At 57.1% G+C, this 24098-nt stretch carries 24 protein-coding genes; 13 read left to right on the top strand and 11 right to left on the bottom strand.

Features of this window, described 5'->3' with window-relative positions:
• Nucleotides 1-198 precede the first annotated feature (198 nt).
• The 6 genes from EUU25_RS07145 (at nucleotide 199) to EUU25_RS07120 (ending at nucleotide 4684) form a co-directional block, all read left to right on the top strand.
• Nucleotides 199-501, top strand: a complete 303-nt coding sequence (locus EUU25_RS07145) for a hypothetical protein (RefSeq protein WP_158899620.1) — start codon at nucleotides 199-201, stop codon at nucleotides 499-501.
• 51 nt (nucleotides 502-552) lie between these two features.
• A complete protein-coding gene (gene recO / locus EUU25_RS07140) occupies nucleotides 553-1143 on the top strand; it encodes a DNA repair protein RecO (protein WP_158899618.1) in 591 nt (196 codons plus the stop codon).
• Nucleotides 1144-1207: 64 nt separating this feature from the next.
• Nucleotides 1208-2254: a 3-isopropylmalate dehydrogenase gene (gene leuB, locus EUU25_RS07135; protein WP_158899616.1), complete on the top strand. Its 1047-nt coding sequence runs from the start codon at nucleotides 1208-1210 to the stop codon at nucleotides 2252-2254.
• A gap of 26 nt (nucleotides 2255-2280) precedes the next feature.
• Complete coding sequence (locus EUU25_RS07130; RefSeq protein ID WP_158899614.1) at nucleotides 2281-3489, top strand: trans-sulfuration enzyme family protein; 1209 nt, start codon at nucleotides 2281-2283, stop codon at nucleotides 3487-3489.
• Complete coding sequence (apaG, locus tag EUU25_RS07125; RefSeq protein ID WP_158899612.1) at nucleotides 3486-3896, top strand: Co2+/Mg2+ efflux protein ApaG; 411 nt, start codon at nucleotides 3486-3488, stop codon at nucleotides 3894-3896. Before EUU25_RS07130 ends, apaG begins: the two co-directional genes overlap by 4 nt.
• Complete coding sequence (locus EUU25_RS07120) at nucleotides 3893-4684, top strand: LysR family transcriptional regulator (protein ID WP_158899610.1); 792 nt, start codon at nucleotides 3893-3895, stop codon at nucleotides 4682-4684. The genes apaG and EUU25_RS07120 overlap by 4 nt, the downstream gene beginning before the upstream one ends.
• 21 nt (nucleotides 4685-4705) lie before the next feature.
• Here the strand turns inward: EUU25_RS07120 and EUU25_RS07115 are convergent, their stop codons facing one another.
• The 3 genes from EUU25_RS07115 to EUU25_RS07105 form a co-directional block, all read right to left on the bottom strand.
• Nucleotides 4706-6004 carry a serine hydrolase gene (locus EUU25_RS07115; RefSeq protein WP_158899608.1) on the bottom strand — a complete coding sequence of 433 codons (1299 nt, stop codon included), beginning with the start codon at nucleotides 6002-6004 and terminating at the stop codon, nucleotides 4706-4708.
• A gap of 83 nt (nucleotides 6005-6087) precedes the next feature.
• On the bottom strand, nucleotides 6088-8076 hold the full coding sequence (gene parE, locus EUU25_RS07110; protein ID WP_158899606.1) for a DNA topoisomerase IV subunit B: 1989 nt from the start codon (nucleotides 8074-8076) through the stop codon (nucleotides 6088-6090).
• Nucleotides 8077-8150: 74 nt separating this feature from the next.
• A complete protein-coding gene (locus EUU25_RS07105) occupies nucleotides 8151-8813 on the bottom strand; it encodes a GcrA family cell cycle regulator (RefSeq protein ID WP_158899605.1) in 663 nt (220 codons plus the stop codon).
• Between the two features lie 169 nt (nucleotides 8814-8982).
• Here EUU25_RS07105 and EUU25_RS07100 point away from each other — a divergent pair, with 169 nt between their 5' ends.
• A complete protein-coding gene (locus EUU25_RS07100) occupies nucleotides 8983-9762 on the top strand; it encodes an ABC transporter permease (protein ID WP_246162985.1) in 780 nt (259 codons plus the stop codon).
• 253 nt (nucleotides 9763-10015) lie between these two features.
• Here EUU25_RS07100 and EUU25_RS07095 read toward each other — a convergent pair whose 3' ends face one another.
• Nucleotides 10016-10438, bottom strand: coding sequence for a DUF2147 domain-containing protein (locus EUU25_RS07095; protein ID WP_158899601.1), 423 nt, complete (start codon nucleotides 10436-10438; stop codon nucleotides 10016-10018).
• 93 nt (nucleotides 10439-10531) lie between these two features.
• Here EUU25_RS07095 and maiA point away from each other — a divergent pair, with 93 nt between their 5' ends.
• The 5 genes from maiA to EUU25_RS07070 all read left to right on the top strand — a co-directional run bounded on the left by maiA (nucleotide 10532) and on the right by EUU25_RS07070 (nucleotide 15467).
• Complete coding sequence (gene maiA, locus EUU25_RS07090) at nucleotides 10532-11167, top strand: maleylacetoacetate isomerase (protein ID WP_158899599.1); 636 nt, start codon at nucleotides 10532-10534, stop codon at nucleotides 11165-11167.
• Nucleotides 11164-13299 (top strand): TonB-dependent receptor, encoded by a 2136-nt coding sequence (locus tag EUU25_RS07085; RefSeq protein WP_158899597.1) that lies wholly within the window; start codon nucleotides 11164-11166, stop codon nucleotides 13297-13299. The genes maiA and EUU25_RS07085 overlap by 4 nt, the downstream gene beginning before the upstream one ends.
• Nucleotides 13299-13751 carry a MarR family winged helix-turn-helix transcriptional regulator gene (locus tag EUU25_RS07080; RefSeq protein ID WP_158899595.1) on the top strand — a complete coding sequence of 151 codons (453 nt, stop codon included), beginning with the start codon at nucleotides 13299-13301 and terminating at the stop codon, nucleotides 13749-13751. The genes EUU25_RS07085 and EUU25_RS07080 overlap by 1 nt, the downstream gene beginning before the upstream one ends.
• A gap of 76 nt (nucleotides 13752-13827) precedes the next feature.
• On the top strand, nucleotides 13828-14922 hold the full coding sequence (gene hppD, locus EUU25_RS07075) for a 4-hydroxyphenylpyruvate dioxygenase (RefSeq protein WP_158899593.1): 1095 nt from the start codon (nucleotides 13828-13830) through the stop codon (nucleotides 14920-14922).
• Entirely contained in the window at nucleotides 14919-15467 is a 549-nt protein-coding gene (locus tag EUU25_RS07070) for a VOC family protein (RefSeq protein ID WP_158899591.1), read from the top strand. Before hppD ends, EUU25_RS07070 begins: the two co-directional genes overlap by 4 nt.
• Nucleotide 15468: 1 nt before the next feature.
• Here the strand turns inward: EUU25_RS07070 and EUU25_RS07065 are convergent, their stop codons facing one another.
• Complete coding sequence (locus tag EUU25_RS07065) at nucleotides 15469-16398, bottom strand: C13 family peptidase (protein WP_158899589.1); 930 nt, start codon at nucleotides 16396-16398, stop codon at nucleotides 15469-15471.
• 113 nt (nucleotides 16399-16511) lie between these two features.
• On the opposite strand from EUU25_RS07065, the gene EUU25_RS07060 reads away from it, so the two are divergent.
• The gene (locus tag EUU25_RS07060) at nucleotides 16512-17519 is read left to right on the top strand and encodes a fumarylacetoacetate hydrolase family protein (protein ID WP_158899587.1); all 1008 of its coding nucleotides are present in this window, start codon (nucleotides 16512-16514) and stop codon (nucleotides 17517-17519) included.
• A 62-nt stretch (nucleotides 17520-17581) separates the two neighbouring features.
• Here EUU25_RS07060 and EUU25_RS07055 read toward each other — a convergent pair whose 3' ends face one another.
• The 6 genes from EUU25_RS07055 to cpaB all read right to left on the bottom strand — a co-directional run bounded on the left by EUU25_RS07055 (nucleotide 17582) and on the right by cpaB (nucleotide 24067).
• Nucleotides 17582-18577, bottom strand: coding sequence for a type II secretion system F family protein (locus EUU25_RS07055; RefSeq protein WP_158899585.1), 996 nt, complete (start codon nucleotides 18575-18577; stop codon nucleotides 17582-17584).
• A gap of 21 nt (nucleotides 18578-18598) precedes the next feature.
• On the bottom strand, nucleotides 18599-19564 hold the full coding sequence (locus EUU25_RS07050) for a type II secretion system F family protein (protein ID WP_158899583.1): 966 nt from the start codon (nucleotides 19562-19564) through the stop codon (nucleotides 18599-18601).
• 66 nt (nucleotides 19565-19630) lie between these two features.
• Complete coding sequence (locus EUU25_RS07045) at nucleotides 19631-20887, bottom strand: CpaE/TadZ family protein (protein ID WP_158899581.1); 1257 nt, start codon at nucleotides 20885-20887, stop codon at nucleotides 19631-19633.
• On the bottom strand, nucleotides 20887-21492 hold the full coding sequence (locus EUU25_RS07040) for a CpaD family pilus assembly protein (RefSeq protein WP_158899579.1): 606 nt from the start codon (nucleotides 21490-21492) through the stop codon (nucleotides 20887-20889). Before EUU25_RS07040 ends, EUU25_RS07045 begins: the two co-directional genes overlap by 1 nt.
• A 21-nt stretch (nucleotides 21493-21513) precedes the next feature.
• Nucleotides 21514-23016 (bottom strand): type II and III secretion system protein family protein, encoded by a 1503-nt coding sequence (locus EUU25_RS07035; RefSeq protein WP_158899577.1) that lies wholly within the window; start codon nucleotides 23014-23016, stop codon nucleotides 21514-21516.
• Nucleotide 23017: 1 nt separating this feature from the next.
• Nucleotides 23018-24067, bottom strand: coding sequence for a Flp pilus assembly protein CpaB (cpaB, locus tag EUU25_RS07030; protein WP_158899575.1), 1050 nt, complete (start codon nucleotides 24065-24067; stop codon nucleotides 23018-23020).
• Nucleotides 24068-24098: the final 31 nt, after the last annotated feature.

Here is a 24098-nt window from a genome sequence, read left to right as displayed (position 1 = left end):
GCGCATGGCCGGGGCTAAAACTTCAGGTCTGCGGATGATCCGCAGGCACTGAGTTAACGGGTGGCAATCTCGTGCATAAATTCCTCAGATAGAGCTTCAAGATATCGCCGGTAAGGATTTTTGCAAGTCCGCTTGATTTTGTGTTGCGCTGCACAATTTTACACTTGCGCGAAGCGGTGGCTGCGATAACTTGGCGTTATGTCTACAAATCAACTTCTGCTGGAAGCCATCGCACTGAAAAAATGTGTGACGGCGGTCTATAATGGCGTTGCCATGAAGCTTGCGCCGCATGTCCTGTACACCAAGAATAATGCGCTGTTCATCGATGCGATCACCCTCGAAAAGCACGGCGAGCCGCCGCGTGAAAAGAAGCTGGGGGCTTTTCATCTGCAAGGGTTGAACGATCTGCAGATTACCGACAGCCATTTTGAAATTGATGAGCTGTTCGAACCCGAGGCCGAAAAATATGAGGGCGCGGCGCTTTTCAAAATCTCGGCTTAGCAAATAGGGGATATCGCTTCCCCTATGGACACCGGCTTGGCATGATAGCCTATGCACATTAGCGCCACCGCCATAATCTGCTCGGTACGCAGCCACGGTGAGACCGGGGCCATCGTCAGGGCGTTCAGCGCCGATGACGGTTTGCTCGTCGGCTATGTGCAAGGCGCGCGGGGGCGGAATTTGCGGCCTGTGCTTATTCCCGGCAATGTCATCAAGGGCGAATGGCGGGTGCGTACACCGGGGCAATTGGCGTCTCTTGTGGCAGAGCCACTCCACAGCCGCGCGCATTTGCTTTCTGAACCGCTGGCGATCGCTGCGATTGACTGGGTGACGGCGCTGACCGCTGCGACATTGCCAGAGGCGCATCCCTATCCACGGCTGCACAGTGCGCTGGACGGTATGCTCTCGGCCATTGAGCTGGCGCCTGCTGCACGCATATGGGCGGGCGCGCTGGCGCAATATGAGACCCTCCTTCTTGCGGAGTTGGGCTATGCCGAAGAGGGCGGACCGGACGGAGCTCCGGTCGCCATGATGGCCCAGAACCGTGAGCGCTTGGTGGCGCATGTGCTGGGAGAACGCCGCACCGATGTGATGGCGGCGCGGGAACGTCTGGTAGACAGGCTAAAAAGGGCGGTTGCCTAATCGGGGCTGGGACGGCAAGGGAAACCGGACTTTTCATATCATATACCAGAAGGATATCGGACCCGTGCTCATTGCTTTGCTTCCCGGTGACGGAATTGGACCCGAAGTCATTGCGGAGACCCGCCGCGTGCTGGAAGCACTTTCGCTCGACTCGCTCCATTTTGAGGAGGCTCTAGTTGGCGGCGCTGCCTATAAGGCGACCGGACATCCTCTGCCGCCTGAAACGCTGGACCTGGCCCGACGTGCTGATGCCATTTTATTCGGTGCCGTGGGTGATCCTGATTGTGATGCGCTCGAACGGCATCTGCGCCCCGAACAGGCGATCCTTGGTTTGCGGAAAGAACTTGGCCTTTTTGCCAATTTGCGTCCTGCCAAACTATTTCCCGAACTCGCCGACGCCAGCGCCTTGCGTCCCGAAGTCGCCAGCCAGATCGATATGGTCATCGTGCGCGAATTGAATGGCGACGTCTATTTTGGCGAGAAGGGCATGCGCACCACAGCGGACGGAAAGCGCGAAGGCTATGACATCATGTCCTATGATGAGGATGAGGTCCGCCGGATTGCCCGGGTCGGATTTGAAACCGCCATGGCGCGGGGAAAAAAGCTGTGCTCGGTGGATAAGGCCAATGTGCTGGAGACATCGCAATTGTGGCGCGATGTGGTGATTGAAACCGCGCAGGAATATCCCGATGTCGCGCTCAGCCATATGTATGTCGATAATGCCGCGATGCAGTTGGTGCGCAACCCGGGGCAGTTTGATGTCATCGTGACCGGAAATTTGTTCGGCGACATCCTGTCGGATCAGGCCAGTATGTGCGCGGGATCGATCGGAATGCTGCCGAGCGCCTCGCTTGATAGCGCGCAAAAGGGGCTCTACGAGCCCATCCACGGAAGCGCGCCGGATATTGCAGGGCAGGGCAAGGCCAACCCGTTGGCGACCATATTGTCGGCGGCGATGATGCTGCGTTATTCGCTGAATCATGCCACCGCGGCGGACCGGATTGAGCGTGCGGTTGCCATGGCGTTGGCAAATGGTGCGCGCTCGCCTGATCTGGGCGGTACGCTATCCACCCGTGAAATGGGCGATGCCGTTCTTGCTGCCTTGACCTGAACCCTTTGCTACCCGAAAAGCGACCCATGAAGAAAACCACCGGCCAGAATCGCGCTATCACCAGCACTTGGCGCCCCGCCACCCAAGCTATCCGCGGCGGCACATGGCGCAGCGAACATGGCGAGACATCGGAAGCCTTGTTCCTGTCGTCCGGCTTCACCTATGACGATGCCGAGACTGTCGCGGCGCGCTTTGCCGGTGAAGCCGAGGGCATGACCTATTCCCGGCTGCAAAATCCGACGGTGCAGATGCTGGAAGAACGCATCGCGCTGATGGAAGGGGCCGAGGCGTGCCGCGCCCAAGCCACCGGCATGGCCGCAATGACGACGGCGTTGCTGTGCCAATTGGAACAGGGCGACCATGTTGTGGCGGCGCGGGCCGCATTTGGGTCGTGCCGCTGGCTGACCGACAATCTGCTGCCAAAATGGGGGATTACGACAACCACCATCGACAGCCGCGACAATGACGCGTGGAAAGCGGCTATCCAGCCCAACACCAAAGTCTTTTTCTTCGAAACGCCGGCGAACCCGACGATGGATATCGTAGATATGGCCTATGTGTGCGGGCTGGCAAAAGAGCATGGCATCACCACCGTTGTCGACAATGCCTTTGCCACGAGCGTGCTGCAACGTCCCATGGATTATGGCGCAGATGTCGTGGCCTATAGTGCAACCAAATTGATGGACGGGCAGGGCCGCGTGCTGGCTGGTGCCGTGTGCGGGACGCAGAAATGGATTGATGAGGTGCTGTTGCCGTTTCAGCGCAATACGGGGCCGAACATCTCCCCCTTCAATGCCTGGGTGGTGCACAAGGGGCTGGAAACGCTGGAACTGCGCGCGATGCGGCAGTCGGAGAATGCGCTGAAAGTCGGCAAATTTCTGGAAGGGCGCGTGCCGACGATCCTGCATCCCGGTCTTGCCAGCCACCCGCAGCATAATCTGGCAATGAGCCAGATGAAGGCCTGCGGCCCGATCTTTTCCTTTGTCCTCGACGGCGGACGCAAGCAGGCGCACCAGTTGCTGAATGCCCTGCAGTTGATCGATATTTCGAACAATATCGGCGATGCCCGCAGCTTGATGTGCCACCCGGCATCGTCCACACATCATGGCATGGGGCCAGAAGGCCGTGAAGCAATGGGGGTCGGCGAAGGGATGATCCGTATCAATGTCGGGCTGGAGGATCCGCAGGATCTGATCGACGATCTGGATCAGGCATTAAAGGTGGCCGGTTTATGAGCAATATTCTGGATTCCTTCTTCACCGCCAGCGCGACCACCAACGGCATCACGGTCCGCGTCGCACCCAATTATCTCAATGAACAATCGCAGCCTGCGCAGGGGCGGTGGTTCTGGTCCTATCATATCCGGATCGAAAATCACGGTGACGAACCTGTGCAACTGCTGACCCGCCATTGGAAAATCACCGATGGCCGCGCGATGGTGAACCATGTCGATGGCGACGGGGTTGTCGGCGAACAACCGCTGCTCAATCCCGGTGACAGCCATGACTATGTGTCCGGCTGTCCGCTCGGAACGCCGAGTGGTATGATGGAGGGGCAGTATCGCTTCATCCGCGCCGATGGCAGCACATTTCTGGCAGAAATCCCGCGTTTCCAATTGCTGGCACCGGCGACGACGCGATGAAACGGACGCATTTGCCGCTCAATGGTCTGCGCGTCCTCGACGCAGCCGCGCGGCATTTGAGCTTTACCAAGGCTGCAGATGAGCTGGCGGTTACGCCAGCGGCGGTTGGTCAGCAGATCCGCGCCTTGGAAGATATGCTGGGGGTGGTGCTGTTCCGGCGCACGCCCAAGGGTTTGGAATTGACCGGTGAAGGCACCGCAGGGCTGGAGGCTTTGCGTCAGGGCTTCCTTATGTTTGAAGATGCCGTGCGCGCCATGCAGGCGGGGCAGTCATCCAACTCCCTGACCATCGCCGCCCCGCGCGACTTTACCGCAAAATGGCTGGCCGCGCGCCTTGCGACATTTGGGCAGGCCAATCCCGATACGCGCTTCACCCTGATTTCGGCGGATGAAGATATCGACTTTACCGAAGCCAATCTCGACCTGGCGATCCGGCTGACCGATGGGCCCGGCGAGCATGAAGGCGTGCGGCTTGCGGAAGGCGCCTTTGTTACCGTCGGCGCACCCGAAGGTGGCGCGGATACACCTATTAGCTGGCCGCATTGCCCGATAGCTGACGGGCTTCCCGCGCTCCGTCTTGCCGATGCCGGACTTGCAATAGATGCGGCGGCCATTGGCCTTGGCCGGGCAAATGTTCCGCATTTATTGGCAGAGGCCGATTTGGCGGCCGGTCGGGTGAAGGCATTGGATAATGCCAAGGAAAGCCGGCTTGCCTACTGGCTCGTCGCGCCGCTGCCGCAGTGGCGCCAGAAAAAGGTGAAGGCGCTGGTGGAATCGCTCACCGCCTGATCCGGCAATTACCGCACTAAATCAGCTCGCAACACTGTCCAGCAGCCGGGCCATCAACGCGGCAAAAGCCTCGTTTTGCACCTCTTTCGTCGTGTCATTCCAGCTACCCGTGATGACATACCAGTTACCCGCTTTTGACTGGGCGAGGAAGCTCATGGAGATGACGCCGGGCTCGGAACCGCCCTTATAGCCGAGATACTGCCACTTATTGGCCGAAGCAGGGGCAACTCCTTTGTTGACGGCCATCACGTCAAGCGCGGTTTGGCTTCCGGTCTGGCGGATATTGCCGAGCAGATTGGCAATGTCGGAAGGGGAAGCGAACCATTCGATGCTGTCGATTGCAACAGGGCCTGAACCCAGATTTACCAGATCTACCTTCTCAAAGCTGAGCGAAGTGGCTTCCTTGTCGAGAATGTTGCGCTGTTCCGCCTCATTGGCTTTCTGGAAACGGGTCCGCAAATCCGCGTTGCTCTTCAAGGCAAATGCCTCGACCGTATTCAGCATGGGCAATGCCTTGTCGGGATCGCTATGCCCGATGGTCGCCAGTTTTCGTTCGACCGCATCCCGGCCAAGAACCCGCATGAGCGCATCTGTTGAGGCATTGTCACTCGCCGATATCATCCATGTCGCAAGCGTCTGCAGGGTGACCGGCGTGTTGCGGGGCCAGTTTACGGTGGCGCTGGACGAATGGCTGTTCGCAAGAATGGGGACGACATCCGACCAACTGCGGCGACCCGCCTGCACTTGGGAGGCGAGTTCGGCGAGCACATAAAGTTTAAAGGTCGAGGCTATCGCAAATTGCTGTCCGGTCGCGCGACCTGCAATTTGGGTCCGCCGCCCATCCGCGCCGATTTTTTCAACCAGATAGCCCGCTTTCCCCGGCAATGCGGCAAACGCGGCATCGATTTTTGCAGGACTGTCTCCCTTCACGTCAAAACCGGTGATCAGCAAACCCACAACCTTATGGGGCGCGGCTGGTTCAACCGAGATTTGCGCGGTTGCAATGGCCTTTTCATATTCGATTTTGACCGTGGCGCTGTTTTGCCCTTGGGGTTCAACCGAGATGATCTTCAACGGTTTGCCGTGCTCGGCGATGAATTGGTCGGATACCAATTTAAGTTGAGCGACCGGGACAGCAGCCAAAAAACTCGGCGCGAAAAACATATCATAGGGGAGCGTCCCGGCAAGTACCGAGGGAAGCTGTTCAATCCGCATATCCATCGGTTTTGCAGGGGTGGCTTCTGTCTTTGCCGGGGTTTGGGCATAGGCAGGTGAGCCTTGTAATGCCGCGAGCGAGAGCAGGAGTATCCATTTCTTCATGCATATTCTCCGATCATTGTCCCGGTCCGAATTTTGAAATCTGCCGGATCTGGGCAGTTTAACAGACAGGCTATGGCGTTTTATCAGGCGTCAATCGCCTCCTCGTCAAGCTGGGCTGCGTTGTCCTGAATGAAGTTGAACCGGTGCTCCGGATTTTTACCCATGAGACGGTCGACCAGATCGGTTACCGCCGCGCGCCGTTCATATTCGTGCGGCAATGTAATGCGGATGAGCGATCGGCTCTTGGGGTCCATCGTCGTTTCGCGCAACTGGCCAGGGTTCATTTCGCCCAGACCTTTAAAGCGGCCGACTTCGACCTTCTTATTCTTGAACACGGTCGCTTCCAATTCGGCGCGATGCGCGTCGTCGGCGGCATACACACTCTGGCTACCATGGGTGAGGCGATAGAGCGGCGGCCGTGCGAGGAATAGGTGACCCGCCTTCACAATCTCTGGCATTTCCTGAAAGAAGAAGGTCATCAGCAAGGTCGCAATATGCGCCCCGTCGACATCGGCGTCGGTCATGATGATGACACGTTCATAACGCAGATTGTCAGGGTTGCAGTCCTTGCGCACGCCACATCCCAGCGCGAGTTGCAGGTCGGCGATTTCGTTATTGGCGCGAATTTTGTCCGCTGTGGCGGATGCGACGTTCAGGATTTTACCCCGGATTGGCAAAATTGCCTGCGTCTTGCGGTCACGTGCCTGCTTTGCGCTGCCGCCGGCGCTGTCGCCTTCGACGATGAACAATTCGGTCCCGGTCGGATCATCCGAGGCGCAGTCGGTCAGTTTGCCCGGCAAACGCACCTTGCGGCCGGATGTCGCCGTCTTGCGCTTGACCTCGCGCTCGGCCTTGCGGCGGAGGCGGTCGTCCACCTTTTCCAGGATGAAGCCCATCAAGGCTTTGCCGCGTTCCATATTGTCCGTCAGGAAATGGTCAAAATGATCGCGGATCGCATTTTCGACCAAACGCGTCGCCTCGGGCGAGGTCAGCCGGTCTTTCGTCTGGCTCTGGAACTGTGGGTTCCGGATGAAGACCGACAGCATCAGCTCTGCTTCGTTGAAGATATCTTCTGCCGTGATCTGCGCGGCTTTTTTCTGTCCAACCAATTCGCCAAAGGCGCGCAAGCCCTTGGTCAAGGCTGCGCGAACACCCGCTTCATGCGTGCCGCCATCGGGGGTCGGGATGGTGTTACAATACCAGCTATAGGCGCCGTCGGAGTATAACGGCCACGACACTGCCCATTCGACGCGGCCCTGGCTGTCCGGAAAGTCTTGCGTTCCTGCAAAAAAGTCGGTGGTGGCGCAGGCGCGCGTCCCCAGCTGCTCGCGAAGATGGTCGGACAGGCCGCCCGGAAACTGGAACACAGCCTCTGCCGGAACGTCCGCGCTTGCCAGTTCGGGGTCGCAGCGCCAGCGGATTTCGACGCCCGCGAACAAATAGGCCTTGGACCGCGCGAGGCGGAAAAGCCGTGCCGGTTTGAACTTGGCATCCGGTCCGAAAATCTCTGGGTCGGGTGTGAAAGCGATGGTGGTCCCGCGCCGGTTCGGTGTGGGCCCTAATTCTTCAAGCTTTCCGAGGGGGTGGCCCTGTGCGAAGCGTTGGCGGTATAATTGCCTGTTACGCGCGACTTCGACCACGGTATCGATCGACAAAGCGTTCACCACCGAAACGCCGACGCCGTGCAAACCGCCTGAAGTGGCGTAAGCTTTGTCAGAGAATTTGCCGCCCGAATGGAGCGTGGTCAAAATTACTTCGAGCGCCGACTTGTCGGGGAACTTCGGATGGGGATCGACGGGGATACCCCGGCCGTTGTCGGTTATCGTCAACCGGTTACCAACGCCCAGATGGACTTCGATCCGGTTGGCGTGTCCAGCAACCGCCTCGTCCATCGAGTTGTCGAGCACTTCCGATGCAAGATGGTGGAGCGCACGTTCATCAACGCCGCCGATATACATGCCGGGCCGGCGCCGGACAGGCTCCAGACCTTCCAGCACCTCAATGGCTGAAGCGTCATATTCGTTGGAGGCGGCGGTCGCTGCGGCGCTGCCACCAAAAAGATCATCACTCATGCAGGTGCTATATGACGCGGGGAGTCAGCGGCGCAAGCACCGTCTAACTTTGCCCACAGGAAATATGCGCAGGATTAACGGACGCGCGGGCCGCCGAACGGCATGGGCGGCGGCGGACGACGGACACCGCGTGGCAACTGCGCCTGATAGGCGCGCCCACAATGTTCGACGCAATAGGGGAAGCCGGGGTTCACGGCCTCACCACAGAAATGGAAATCCGCTTCACCCGGATGTCCCAAAGGCCAACGGCACACCCGCTCGTTCAGATCGAGCAGCGAAGTCTTGTCGGCCATTTCGGGGCTTGGCTTTGCAGGCACCAGACGGCGGGGCGGGGCAGGCGGAATGGGTGCCTGTTGATCGCCAGGTCCCTGACGCATGAAGCCGCCCGGTCCGATTGAAACGATACGCGGCATCGAGGATGCAGGGCGCTCTGCGGGTGCCTCGCCCGATGCAGGCGCAGCTTCTGCTGTGCGCGGTGCCGGGGCAGAAGGTGCGACGCGGGGCTTGGCGATAGCAGCCGCAACGGGCTTTGCTGGCGCTGCCTTCTTGGGCGCTACCTTTTTCTCAGCCTCATTGGCCTTGACGGGTGACGGGCGTGATTTCAGGCCTAAACGGTGCGCTTTGCCGATAACCGCGTTGCGCGAAACACCGCCCAATTCGTCGGCGATCTGACTCGCGGTGAGCCCTTTTTCCCAAAGGTTCTTCAATTGGTCGATCCGCTGGTCAGTCCAGGACATAAATGCTTTCCCAAATTCTAAATTATATTGCCGCTTCGCTGGCGCAATTGCGCCTTGCGGTTCAAGCTGCAAGCCGATAGTCGATTGCGCGATGAGTATCCACCAAAAAACCGCACAAGGCCCAGATAGGGACTCGACGCCGATCGTTCAACTGCCCGATGGTGTCCGGATGATCCGCCACGTCAACTGGATCGGCCTGAAGACGCTCTATATGAAGGAAGTGCGCCGGTTTTTTAAGGTGCAGTTGCAGACGATCTGGGCACCGGCCATTACCACGCTTTTGTATCTGATCATCTTCACGGTCGCCTTGGGTACGGTAAAGCCCACGGTGCTGGGTGTGTCCTTTGCCGATTTCATCGCGCCGGGGCTTATCATCATGGGCATGATGCAAAATGCTTTTGCCAATTCGAGCTTCTCGCTTCTGGTCGGGAAGATCCAGGGAACGATCGTCGATTACCTGATGCCGCCGCTGTCCAATGCCGAAGTTTTGGCAGCGCTTACGGCGGCCGCCGTGACACGGGCGTTCCTTGTGGGCGGCACCATATGGTTGGCCATGGCGCTTTGGCCGGGGGTGAATGTAACACCTGCGCATTTCTGGGCGGTCCTGTGGTTCGGCCTGATGGGGTCCATGCTCCTTGCGCTCATCGGCGTCATGACGTCAATCTGGGCTGAGAAGTTTGACCACGCTGCGGCGATTTCCAATTTCGTGGTCGCGCCCGCTGCGCTTCTGTCCGGGACCTTCTATTCCGTCGACAAGCTGTCCCCGACCTTTCAGGTAATTAGCCACGCCAACCCGTTCTTCTACGCAATTTCCGGATTTCGCTATGGCTTTATCGGAAGCGCGGACAGTCCGGTCGAATTCGGTGCATTTTTGTTGCTCGGCATTAATTTGGCGCTGGCGCTGATATGCTATCTCTTGCTGCGCTCCGGCTGGAAACTGCGCGCCTAAATTCCGGGAGCTTTTTGCCGTTTACCCTTTGATAGAGGGGGCAAAATGGTCAAAGCTGCATTGGCAAAGCTGCAACATCGTTGCGAACGGCTGACATCGATTCTCGCATTCGGAACTGCCACCGAAATAAGTGCCGCCCGCGAATTGCTCCGGCAGTCGCTGGTCGAGCTGTATCAGCTTGGCTACTGGCGGGAACAGCCGGACCAATTCAAGCGTCATATGCGCCTGTTTAGGGCCAGCAGCTCAGATCAGTTCAGCGTGCCGGTGTCCATGTCTGCGCCTGACAGAAGGGGCCGATACATCCCTTGACGACCAGATTGCCGGACTTGCCTTTATAGATCACGGACCGGTAGGTTTTGCCGGATTTCGGATCGTAGATCTGGCCCTTCCACTCGTCACCCGCGGCTTTGAAGCCGGTCAATATGTTCATACCCAGCAAGGTCCGGCTGCGGAGTGCTTTATTCGGGTTATTTATATCTTTTTGTCCAACACCATTGGGTGGAGGGACGAGAAACTTCGCGAGCTTACCGCAGATGGTTGCACCGCATTCGTAAATTTCGACCACACCGTCTTTGCTTTGGGTGGTCCAGCGGCCCGTCACAGGTGCTGCCGCCTGCACCGAAACAGACAGAAAACCTAAGGCAATCAATGCCGCAGATGATTTGGGAAATGCCATAAACTCTCCTCGAACTGGTTCGATTACCATAACGCGCAATCCTGTTGCCGCAATGTTTTTGCCTTTTGAAGACATCCTGCTAACCCGATTTCCATGACAGAAATTGTTCTTTTCGATTATTGGCGCTCGTCCGCCAGTTACCGTGTTCGCATTGCGCTCAACCTAAAAGGCGTCAGCTACACTTCGGTTCCCACCAGCTTGGTGGAAGGCCAACATAGAGCGCCCGAATTTGTGGCGCGTAATCCGCAAGGATTTGTGCCCATGCTGTCCATTGACGGCCACGACCTGACACAGAGCCTTGCGATCATCGATTATCTCGATGCGCATTATCCGGATCCTGCCATGGTTTCTTCCAACCCGGCGGACAGGGCAAAAACGCTGGCGCAAGCGCTTGTCATCGCTGCGGACATTCATCCGGTGAACAATCTGCGCATTCTCAAATATCTCAAGGATGAATTAGGCCAAAGTCAGGAGGCTATCGACACCTGGTATCGCCACTGGATTATCGAGGGGTTCACAGCTTTGGAGGCGATGGCCCCCGCAGACGGTCTTTTTGGCGGCGATTTGCCGAATTTGGCGGATGTCTGCCTTGTTCCGCAAATGGCCAATGCACGGCGATTTGCAACACCGCTCGACGCATTTCCCCGGTTGGTCCGCATTGATGCGGCATTGACGCAAATGCCTGCATTTATCGCAGCTCATCCCGATGCGGTGAATCCCGACACATGAAAAGCGCACTGTTTTTAACCTTGCCGCTATGGATGGCGGCGACGCCCCTTTGGGCGCAGGATTGCCATTTGCCGGTGCGGGACGAAAATGATCAAGCCCATTACGGGTGTCGTCGCGCCAACGACTTACAAGTGCCCGTTGCGGTTGCAGCTCTAACTGATGCGGACATACTTGTTGTGGGAACGCTGTCCGAGCCACGGTCCGACCTCGCCTACCCTGTTACGCGCATTGACATCGCCGACCATCCGGGTGCCCGGCTGGAAACAGCATTGCAACAGGCGGCGGGTTTGCAGCAATTCCGTCGATCCGATGCACGCACGGCCAATCCGACAAGTCAGGGGATCACCATGCGCGGGCTCGGCGGAAATGCTTCGTCCCGCGTGCTGCTGGTTCTCGACGATGTGCCACAGGCCGATCCCTTTGGCGGTTGGGTCAGTTGGCCTGGTTATGACGCGCTCAATCTGGCCCGCATTACGGTCCGCCGGGGTGCGGGGCAGGTGACGTCGGGCGCAGGTGCGCTCGGCGGCGTCGTCGAACTCGACAGTCTTCAATATCGCGATCTGCTTTCAGGTCGCCTGGCCTATGGCAGCCGCGAAAGCGTCGATGCCAAGGCGTCGATCCTCCGCAACTTGGGCGCAGGCAGCATTTCGCTTTCCGGAAGCTATGCACGTGGCGATGGTTTTGTACCGGTTGTGAAAGGGCAGCGCGGTGCGGTGGACCGTCCGGCGCCCTATGAACAGGCCGGGCTTGCTTTGCGCGCCGTTGCGCCGGTTTCGGACAACACCGAATTGCAAGCAAACATGCGGGTGTTCACCGACGACCGCGACCGCGGCTTTGACTTTTCCGATAGCCAGAACAGCGGCGTCGATGCCAGCCTTCGTCTGGTCAACCGCACTGCCGGTGGCTGGCAATGGAGTGCGCTTGCCTATGTCCAAATCCGCGAATTCGCCAATCGCTTTGGCGCCATTGCGGCCGGAAGGAACAGCGTTGCGCTGACATTGGACCAATATTCCGTGCCGTCCACAGGCCTCGGTGCGCGGGTCGAGGTGCGGCCGCCCCTGAGCGACAAGGCCGAACTCCGCCTTGGCGGGGACTGGCGGCGCACGTCGGGCCAAACGAACGAGAATTTCTTTTTCACCGGCCTGATCCCGGGACGCAGCCGGCGCGCAGGCGGTCAAAGCGATGTTTTCGGGCTCTTTGCCGAGGGTAGCTACGCCCCGGTCGACAGCTTGACCTTGACCCTTGGCGGACGTGCTGACCGTTGGAAAATCACCAACGGTTTCCGGAAAGAAGTGAATATCGGCGGTACGGTGCGATCCGATGATGTTTTTGCGGACCGTTCGGGCTGGGAGGGAACGGGCAGGGGTAGCTTTGCCCTGTTCCTGAACGACGAAGTGAAACTGCGGGGCGCAGCCTATGCAGGTTGGCGGTTGCCGACCCTGAACGAGCTTTACCGGCCGTTCCGCGTAGGTGCGGATGCAACTGCCGCCAATGAATTGCTAGCGCCGGAAAAGGTGCGGGGTCTGGAGATCGGGGCAGATGTGGAGGCCGGCGCGGTCACCGTCCGCGCCACCGCCTTTGCCAATAGGTTGAAAAACGCCATCGCCAATGTGGGGCTAGGGGTCGGGCCCGGCAATTTCCCCGGCGTCGGTTTTGTCGCGGCGGGCGGCGTTTACCGGCAGAGGCAGAATCTGGACGCCATCAACAGCAAGGGTCTCGAATTCGAGGCCGATTATCGACAAGGCCCGTTCACGATGAGCGCGCGCTATGCCTATGTCGACGCAAAAGTTGATGCATCTGGCCCCTCGACCCTTCTCGACGGGTTACGTCCAGCCCAGGTTCCGCGCCACTTTGGGTCGGTCGGTGTCGCCTATGATGCTGCAGCGTTCAGGGCCGATGTGGATATACGGTACGTAGGCGGGCAGTTTGAAGACGACATCAACAGCCGCAATTTGGACGATGCGCTGACCTTTGACGCCGGACTGAGCTATCGCGTGTTTGATAACCTCAGGCTTGAACTGCGCGGCGAAAATCTGCTTGATAGGCAGGTGGAAGCTGCGGTCGGGAGCGACGGTGTGGTTGAACGGGCAACGCCAAGGACCATATGGGCGGGAATATCGGTGGGATTCTAATGTCCAAAGCAAAACAACAACTGAAACTGGCGGAGTTTCTCCCATACCAGTTGTCGATTACATCGAACGCGGTCAGCGACCTGATCGCACGGGCCTATCGTGGCCGTTTTGCACTTAAAATTCCCGAATGGCGCTTGATGGCGGTTCTGGGCGAAGTACCTTCCGCGACACAGCGCGAGCTGGTTGCTGCGACCGCTATGGATAAGGTGACGGTAAACCGCGCTTCCAAAGCATTGGAGGATCGGATGCTGATCGGCAGGGCACCCAATGTGGCCGATGGCCGGTCCCATCATCTCGCGCTCACCGACACAGGCCGCGAACTTTACGATCAGATTGTTCCGCTGGCGCTTTCGGTGGAAGCCGAGCTGGAAAAGATATTGGGCAGTGGTGAAGCGAAGGCGCTTGAAAAAATGCTCGCGCAGTTGCGCGCCCGTGTTGCCGAATTGGGATAAGTTAGCCCTTTCCAAATTTGGTTTCATTTGTTACCAGTTTTCGCACGAATGACCCCAAATGAAAGCGTGGATCCGGATGACTGACCTGTTTGAAAATCCCCTTGGGCTTGACGGCTTTGAATTTGTCGAGTTCGCTGCACCCGAAAAAGGTATTTTGGAACCCGTATTTGCAAGCATGGGCTTCACCCATATCGCATCGCACCGATCCAAGGATGTCGATTTGTGGAGGCAGGGTGAAATCAACCTGATCGCCAATTACGAACCACGCAGTCCGGCCGCTTATTTTGCAGCAGAACATGGCCCATCCGCATGTGGCATGGCATTCCGTGTAAAAGATGCGGCCAAAGCTTATCATGAAGCCATCGAACGTGGCGCCGAACCGGTGGAGAGCAAGACCGGTGTGATGGAATTGCGCATTCCTGCGATCAAGGGCATTGGCGGCGCGTTCATCTACCTTGTCGACCGTTATGCGACGCTCGACAATCCTGAAGCGCTATCAATTTACGACATCGACTTTGAATATCTTCCTGGCGTTGTCCGCAATCCGGTCGGGGCCGGTTTCCAGAAAATCGACCATCTCACACATAATGTCTATGGCGGGCGGATGGCCCATTGGGCAGGGTGGTACGAACGGATATTCAACTTCCGCGAAATCCGCTACTTCGACATCAAGGGCGAATATACCGGCCTCACCAGTCGCGCCATGACGGCTCCGGACGGAAAGATCCGCATTCCGCTCAACGAAGAAGGTAAGGCCGGAGGCGGGCAGATTGAAGAGTATCTGCGCGCCTATAATGGCGAAGGTATCCAGCACATTGCGCTGATTTGCGACGACCTCATCACATGCTGGGACAATCTGCAGAAACTGGGCGTGCCGTTTATGACCGCCCCGCCCGAAACCTATTACACGATGCTCGAAGGCCGTTTGCCCGGCCACGGCGAACCTGTGGCGGAACTGCAGAGCCGCGGCATATTGCTGGACGGTACGACCGAAGGCGGACAGCCACGGTTGCTGCTGCAGATTTTTGCCCAACCCCAGATCGGTCCGGTGTTTTTCGAATTCATCCAGCGGCGCGGTGACGAGGGCTTTGGCGAGGGCAATTTCAAAGCGCTGTTCGAGAGTATCGAGCGCGACCAGATAGAGCGTGGCGTGCTGGAGGTCTCCTCATGACCGTGCCTTTTACATCCGAACGGATCCATCATGTCGCTTACCGCTGCAAGGATGCAAAGCAGACGGTGGATTGGTATGAACGGGTCATGGGCTTTTCCTACACCAATGCCTTTGCCGAGGATTATGTCCCTTCGACAGGGGCTTATGACCCATATATGCATATCTTTCTCGATTGCGGCGGTGGCAATGTGCTGGCCTTTTTCGAGCTGCCGAACCAGCCCGAAATGGGCCGGGATGAGAAGACGCCTGCATGGGTGCAGCATCTGGCTTTCAAGGTGGCGGATTTCGATACGCTCAAGGCGGCCAAGGCGCATATCGAGGCGCAGGGCGTCGAAGTGCTTGGGCCGACCTATCACGGTATTTTCCGGTCAATTTACTTTTTCGATCCCAATGGTCATCGGCTGGAACTGGCCTGCGATATCGGCACGGACGAGCAATATGCGGAACTGAAGCGTGTCGCGCCGTTGATGCTGGAAGAATGGGACCAGACGAAGAAGGCGCCCAAGCACGCCGACTGGTTGCATATCGAACCCGGAGGCGAGTAAATCAGTTGAATGCTTCTATGGCCGGTTTACCTACTTTGGGCGTATCGGTTTTCGGCATCTTCGCCTCCAATGGCGCGAGCCAGACATTTGCCTTTTCGCCAATGAAAATCTGGGGACGTGAAGGGATCAATTGTTTCGAATTCTCCCAAGTGCTGATGAGGCTGACCGCCTCGGCTGTCGCATTTTCAAAACTTTGCGGTTTGCGCAGACTGTTGTTGATCAGTGCATCACCGAAGAAAGTCCAATCATTACCTGGTGCGCATCCGAACGAGGTTCTGTTTGATGCTGCCGCGGTAACAATGACCGTATTTTCGTTTGTCAAAAGCGGAAGGAAGACACCTGAATAGCATGCAGACAGCAATATCATCCGTCGTTCAAACCCCAAATCGTCCAACAGACGCGCAAGACGTACAGGGGCGATCATCCCGATCCCCTTCTCCCCGTCCCGATAGGCAAGCCCGCTATTGGGATCGCCATGCGATGTCGTGAAAAGGACAAGCACATCTTCTTTAAGGTTCATCTTAGACGCCACAGCCGCCAGCGCCGTTGCCAGATTGGGCGGCGATCCTTGTGGCGTGCCGACGCTCTGGTCGTCGGCACCTGCGGCGAGGTAGATGGTACGCCCGATGGCACCATAACGGCGGCTCAATACTTTTGCGGCTTCGCTGGCCTCTTTGGAAAAGACAGAATCGGAATCGAGTCCGATCGAAACAACGTAGGAATCAATCACTCCATTTCGTTGTGGTTGGAGCGCGGCTATGGCGGATGCCAGGCGCTTATGCTGTGCGAGATGCCAATTGGCGCTCCGGTTTTGCTCCATCGACCATCCGTTTTTAGCGGCATCCACCGGATTGAAGCCTTGCTGCCCCGTCGCCGGATTGGTCGCGATCATGGCGAGCGCCAGCGTTATCGCTTTCAGTCTTTTTCGCATGATGTCGCTAGTTCCCCCGCCATCGTCATTCATGGCCGGAATGTAAGACGACACAAACGGTTGCCGCAACCGGAATGTGCAGGCATCATACAATGCAACCAGAGAGGATATCTATGAAACTTGCATCCCTGAAATCAGGCCGTGACGGAAAACTGGTGGTCGTATCCAACGACCTCGCCTGGTACGCCGATGCCGGTCATATCGCGCCGACATTACAGGCAGCGCTTGACGACTGGGACCGTGTTGCGCCCCGACTTGAGGCGCTGGCGACCGACTTGGAACATGCTGCGATCCCGCGCGAACGCTTTCACGAGCATGATGCCGCAGCGCCGCTGCCCCGTGCCTATCAATGGGCTGATGGTTCGGCTTATGTAAATCATGTCGAGCTGGTCCGTAAGGCACGTGGGGCCGAGCTGCCCGCAAGCTTTTGGCATGATCCGCTAATGTATCAGGGCGGATCGGACGAGTTTCTGGGCGCGCGTGACGATATTCCGCTTGCTGACGAAGCCTGGGGTTGCGACCTGGAGGCTGAGATTGTGGTTGTCACAGGCGACGTGCCACGCGGCATCTCCGCCCAGGATGCGCTTTCGCACATCCGCTTGGTCGGATTGGTGAATGATGTAAGCCTGCGTAACCTGATACCGGCCGAACTCGAAAAAGGGTTTGGCTTTGTGCAATCCAAGCCGGCCAGTGCGCTGTCGCCCGTCTTTGTGACACCGGATAGCCTTGGTGATTTTTGGCAAGACGGAAAGCTGCATCGCACGTTGATCGTCGACCTGAACGGAGCGCCTTTCGGTCGCGCTGTTGCGTCAGATGACTGCACCTTTGATTTCGGAGTTTTGATCGCGCATCTGGCGAAAACGCGGAATTTGGGGGCAGGGTCGGTCATAGGTTCCGGCACGGTGTCCAACCGCGACGCTGACGGCGGGCCGGGGCGGCCGATTGCTGAAGGCGGTTTAGGCTATAGCTGCATCGCGGAAGTCCGGATGGTTGAAAAAATTCAAACCGGCGAGATGAAAATGCCATTCCTCAAAGATGGGGACATCGTGCGGATAGAAGTGCGCGACGATGCGGGGCATTCGATCTTTGGCGCTATCGAGCAATCGGTACGCAAGGTTTGAGATAGAAAAAGGGGCAGAGTTTTAACTCCGCCCCCTTTTTTTTATGTGCGTGTCTGGATGCCTTATTTCTTCGCGAAGGCATCGCCGATGGAACAGGCTGCTGGTCCAAGAATAACGATGAACAACACCGGCAGAATAAAAAGAATCAGCGGTATGGTCATAATGGCGGGAAGGCGCGCGGCCTTTTCTTCAGCCCGCATCATGCGTTCGTTCCGGAACTCTGCCGACAGAACGCGAAGAGCGGATGCCAGCGGCGTACCATATTTCTCGGTCTGGATCATGGTGGTCACCACGCCCTTGATCGAGTCAAGGTTCACACGGTAAGCCAGATTTTCAAAGGCCATACGGCGCTCTGTTAAGAATCCGAGTTCAATAGCCGTCAGTGCGAACTCATCACCGAGTTCGGGATAGCCACGGCCCAATTCCTTGGCCACGCGGTTGAACGAGGTGTCGACGGTCAAGCCGGCCTCTGCGCAAATCACGAGCAAGTCGAGGGCATCGGGCAGGCCTTTGCGGATGGCATCGGTACGCTTCTGGATCAGGTTGCTGAGATAAATATCCGCAGCCTTATAACCCAAAATTGTGATGATGGCGAACGCGGCAAAGCGTTTAAACGTGCTGTACGTTTCCATACCGCCGAAACCATAAATCCAGAGCGCAGCGCCACCGCCGAAGATAACGGGAAGTACGAGCCGGCTGAAGATGACCGTAACGGCCAGTTCCTTACGGCGGATCCCCGCTTGCGCCAGTTTCTGCTGAACGATCTTGATCTGGTCCTCTTGCAGAACCTGCAATTTGGACAGCATTTGCCGCATCTTGTCCGTTGTTTCGGTCTTACGGACAAGCTTCGCGCGCTTCTTCGACGTTGTTGCGGTAATACCAGCCTTCAACTGTTCGCGGCGTTCGCTCAGCGCTTTTACACGCTTCGTCATTGGATCACGTACGGTTACGGCAGCATAAATTGCGAAGATCACAGCTACGGCAGCAACGGCCGATAGCATCGTTGCGACCCACAAGACATCAATGCCTAAAAGTTGAGGTCCACCTGGATTGGTCATTTTTCTATCCCGCCCCCAAATTTAGATTTCGAAATTGACCATTTTGGCCATGATGAATGCGCCGATCGACATCCACACGATGCCAATCATGCCAGCAATCATCAGTCGCGGCTCAAAGAAGAAGCCTGCCAGATATTTCTGGTTCACCGACCAGACCATGCCGAAAACGAAGAACGGCAAGGAACCGACGATATAGGCAGAAGCTTTGGATTCCGACGACATAGCGCGAATTTTCAGCTTCATTTGTGCACGCTTGCGAAGCACATCGGCCAAATTCGCCAGAGTTTCCGCCAAGTTGCCACCCGTTTCGCGCTGAATGGCGAGGGTAATGACGAAAAACTGGAATTCGGGTGTGCCCATACGATCCGCAGTTTCCTGCAAAGCGTCTTCCATCGTCTTACCGATGCGCACCTTTTCGGTCACCATCTTGAACTCTTCGCCAACTGGGCCTGGAATTTCTTTCGCAACCATGCCCAGTGTTTCACCAACCGGGAGGCCCGACTTCAGACCACGAACGAGCAGTTCGATGGCGTCAGGAAAGTTGGTCGTGAATTGCTTGATACGCTTTGCCATCAGAAAATTGACAGCGAAATGGGGCAAGCCCGCACCCAGCATCAGTCCGCCAAACAGGGCCAGATACATGGGTGCACCTTTAATCCACAGCGCTGCCATGACGAGAAAGGCAATGCTGGCCGATGTGATCATATATTGCTGCAGGGTCCAGCTTTTGCCGGTCTGGGCGAGTCGCAAGCGCAACTGGTCAGTACGGCTTATGCTGCGGCCATCTGTAAAAATCATCGGACGACGCGCGGCGAGTGCCTTGCGCATCTGCTGTTCGACGCGCGCATCCGCGCTGTCGGAATGACGCATTTTCACGGCACCGAGACGGCGAGAGGTTGCCTTGCCTACATTGGGGCCCATGAATGCGAGTGCAATCAGGACCAAAACCAGCATGAAACCCGTTGCAAGTATAAGATTCTGCATCATTTTCCGCTCAGTTCGTGGTGGTCGATGGCGCTGTGTCCTGTCTGGACACAGCGGCCATCAAAACGATTATTTCTTTTTCAACAGCGACTTGAAGCCCGACATCACCGATTTCTTGGACTTCTCGTCTTCCGGAGCTGCCTCTGCAGCTTCTGCCGCGCTGCCCGCAATCATGTCAGCCAAGTTGACGATGCCCGCAGACAATTTGCTGCCACGTACGGCGTCGACCACGGGCTGGCCAACTTTGGCTGCCTGCGCAGTTGCCTTGGGATCGGACGGCAAGATTAGATCGATCTTACGTTCGATCGTGCTTTCAAAGTCTTTCCGGCTGATTTCGAGTGCGGCCGTCTGAACATTGTTTGCCACCACAAGTGTTTTGCAATGCGGCGCATTCTGTTTCAGCCATGCAAGCACACGGATCGTATCGCGTGCCGATGCCAGCGTGAGTTCGGTTGTAACAACCGCCATGTTCACGTCCTGCATAAGATGCGGGTAAGCGATGAGCATGCTTCTCGGCATGTCGATAACGGTGTTTTCAAAAGCCGCGCGGAATTCTTCCTGCAGCTGGTAAAACGCACTGCCGTCTGTCAGCACGGGGCTGCTCATCGGAGCTTCGGCGGACAAGATCGACAGCTTTTCGTTCGCCTTGATCATTGCGCGCTCAATAAAGAGCCCGTCGATACGGCTGGGATTGTCGATGGCGTCCGTCAGACCGCGACCTGGTTCCAGGTCCATGGCGAGAGCGCCGGTCCCGAAATGGACGTCGAGATCGAGAAAGCCGGTCGGATGACCTTGCGTTTGCGAAAATGTCCACGCGAGCGACGAAGCAATAGTCGACGCTCCACATCCACCGCGCGTTCCAATGACGGCGGTTGAAATATGGGGACGATCGGCCGAATGTTCCTCATGCTTGGGTGCGTTCAGGATCGTCTGTGCATTTGCAAATGCGTCGCGCAAAGAATCTGGGCTAAGCGGTTTCAGCAGATAATCCTGCAACCCGGACATGAGAAGGTCACGATACAGGCGAACATCGTTCACCTGGCCCACTGCGATAACAATGGTTCCGGGCTCACAAACCTCGGCCAAGCTGTTGATGTCCGAAATCGGATCGCCTGACTCGGAAAGATCGACCAGAAGGATCTGCGGGCTTGCCGATACCGAAAGCGACTGGATAGCGTTACGCAGACCGCCCTTATAGGCCTTGTCCTGGCTCCAACCCATTTCTTCGCATACGCCGCGAATGACGTCGAGCGTCATGTCGTCGCAGACATAGGCGTTTATCGGATCACGTGTACCGGCAACGCCGGATTTCCATGGAGCGTTCATTAGTTGCCTCCAGTTTTGGCGCGGTAGGTGTCGACCGCTCTTTTGCCGCTGTTCGTATCGAGCCGCTTGTTTTCCTGGCCACGGACGAGATCTTCCGGATTCGCGATCATCGCTGCGAGGTTGCTGTTAACAGAGCAGCCGTGATTGCTATGATTGCTGGCGTTATAGTTACGGTCGTGATCCGTCGTGAAGTCGGGGCAGGAAGGCACCGACGCCTTTGAACGCGTCACAATCACGCGAACCATGCCTGGTGCAATCTGACCAGCAGTTACCGGAGCAACCCCATCAAGGAGAACTCCCCGGTCTGAAGCAACTTTCGAAACGATTTTGGTTGCCGATTGATCAGCGTAGCTCGAACCGAAGTCGACCGAGACGCTATCGCCGTAGCCGAGCCGCAAGGCATCAAACCATTCGCCAAGGCGGTTTTGTTCTGCAGTTGAAATGCCACCGCCATCGCTGTTGAGATCGATAGCAAAGTTGGTACGTTCAACTACCGGCTGATGGACCGAGTACATCGAAGTGTTCGTTGTTCCCAGCGAGCCTGCAGCACATCCGGCCAATGTAAGACTGGCTGCAACTGCGGTCAGGAATTTCATGTTACGCATAGTCATTCTCCTGAACTGGGATTACTGGTCGAAGCTGAAACCGGGGCCAGAAGCCGCGGCTTGTGCTTTCGCTTTGTCACCTTTTTGCGGCAAGGCTGGCGCTGCTTCGCTGATGGAGCCCATTTCGGGTCCGCCAGAGGGGGCAGGGGCGATGGTCGGCATCGGGCGGTTCTTGTCACCATTTTTGTCGAGAACCTTGCCGAGCAAAACACGCTCCGCATCGTTCGCCGAATGGATGCCATCGGTCGGTAACTTGATCTCGCTATCCGAAACAGGTTTGACCAAATAGGGCGTGATGACGATCATCAATTCTGTTTCGTTGCGGCGCCATCCGTTGGATTTGAACAGAGCACCCAAAACCGGAATGTCGCCAACGCCTGGTGTTTTATCCACCGAGCTGTTCAACTGATTGCTGAGCAATCCTGCGATCATCATGCTTTGACCCGAGCCGAGCTCGACGGTTGTTTCTGCCATACGGGTCGTCGTGGCTGGAACTTCAAGACCACCCACGCGCACTGCGCCCTGCGACGAGATATCCGAAACCTCGGAACGGACGCGCAAAGAAATGCGGCCATCGGCCAAGACAACGGGCGTGTAAGTCAGGCTGACACCGTAGGATTGATACTGGACGGAAACGCCGTTGTCCGACGATGTCACGACGGGGAAGGTGCCCCCAGCCAGAAATTCTGCAGTTTCGCCCGACACCGTGGTCAGGTTTGGATTGGCGAGAGTTGAAACAAGTCCTGCGCGTTCGGACAAGTCGAATGCAGCTTCAACATCGATGCCGAACAACTTTCCGATGCCGGCAACCGTGGTGGTGCTTTCCGGAAATGTAACGGTTGTACCGGTCGTGAAGTCCCGGCCACGGCCAAGCCCGAAGAAATAGGGGTCGCCCGAACTGTTGGTTCCGGGTTTGCCGCCCTGTATGTTGCCCGATATTTCCTTGGAAAGTGAGCGACTAACTTCGGCAACACGCACTTGCAAATTGATCTGCAAGGGCGTGGCTGTTTTTATCCGGTTGACGATCTTTGACTGTCCGCCGCTAAATGCGGTTACAAGGTCCATCGCTTCGGATGCTTCTTCCGGCTGCTTTACCGTTCCGGTCAGCATGATGATACCATTCATCGTCGTGACTTTGATATCGGCATCCGGCATGGCCACGGCCAACATCTGGTCGATGGAGTCCAGGTTCATACCAACGCGGACGGTCGCCGAATAAACGGTACGTCCGGCGGCATCGGTTGCAACAATGCTTGTTTCGCCGGGATTCTTTGCCAAGATGTAGATCTGGCGACCGGATTTGACTTCGACATCGGCAACTTGCGGGTTAGCGACAACCACGTCCGTGATGGTGCTTCCCAGGTTGATCTGCTGACCGCGACCGATGGAAAGGGTTACGAGTTTCGCATCCTTTGCCGATTGCGCATGCGCTACTGTTGGAAGGGCAACAAGAGCGATCGTTCCCAAGGCTGCGGTCAACGCAGCGGCTGCAAAGCCGGATTTGAGTTTTGATATCTTGTTCATCTTACTGTCTCCGGCTTACGTCAACGACGGTTTCGGCACCTGCGCGTGACACGCGCACGGTTTGCGAGCTGACGACTTTCTGGACTTGTCTTTGAATGCGAACATTTTCGGCTGCGATTGCAAGCGGCGTCTGGGCAGGGATGCTGCTCCGCTGGAACCGCGATACGTCGCCTCCGGTCGTGTAGGTGCTTTTGCCTGCTACAGGACGCTGAGCCAGCTTTTTCATGATGGCGGCTTCCTGCTCTGCAGTTGCGCCTTCAGGAATGTTGACTTCACCCGAAGCCAAAGCTTGCTCAAGTTCCGCTGCATTGTCTGCGAGCGAACGAAGCGAAAGGCTGATCGTTCCGATAGACTGGGCAACCGTGATTCGTTCGGCGATCGATGGGGTCGCTTCCATCGTAACAAGCTTATATTTGCGGACGACGGTTTTACCTTCGGCATCCACAGCATTTGTAGAGCGTTGATCGGTTGCCAGAACGCGCATGTTACGCAGGATTGTTTCGGATACCTTCAGCGGCGGGCCGCCAGGGCCTGCGATATTCTGGGTCAATACAAGGTCGACGCGGTCACCGGGGAACACAAAGCCTGCAACACCGGTCAATGCCGACACAGGAACGGTCACAGCGCGCATGCCAGGGCCAAGCGCCGCAGCGAGGAACCCGCGATCACCCGGCTTCACCAAAGAACCCTTGGTGATGGGCTGACCTGCCGTGATGGCGTTGCGTACAACGGTGCCAACCAGCTCTTCAGGTGTGACGCCAGGCGATGCAGTTGCACCATCAGGGCCAGAGGTGCCGCCGGGGCCTTCGATGAAGTAGGCGTCCTCGACCAGTTCTTTCGGCCATGGCTGATAGCGGAAGCTATCGGCGGTGATGATTGTACCAACCGGCAATGCCTTGGTCGCGACCATGACCTTGGGTCCGGTTTCGACCGGTTTGGCTGCTGCCGCTTGTGGCGCAGCTGCTCCGGTGAACATGCTGCGCGCCATGAAGGCGGTAATGGCGGCGATGAAAAGCGCGGCCACCAGCAATATGACTTTTTTCCTATCCATGACGAACTGTCCCCTGAAAGGTCCCCTGATT

It is taken from the genome of Sphingorhabdus lacus, from assembly GCF_009768975.1.
Classification (GTDB): Bacteria; Pseudomonadota; Alphaproteobacteria; order Sphingomonadales; family Sphingomonadaceae; genus Sphingorhabdus_B; species Sphingorhabdus_B lacus.
This window is presented reverse-complemented; position numbering and strand designations above follow the sequence as displayed.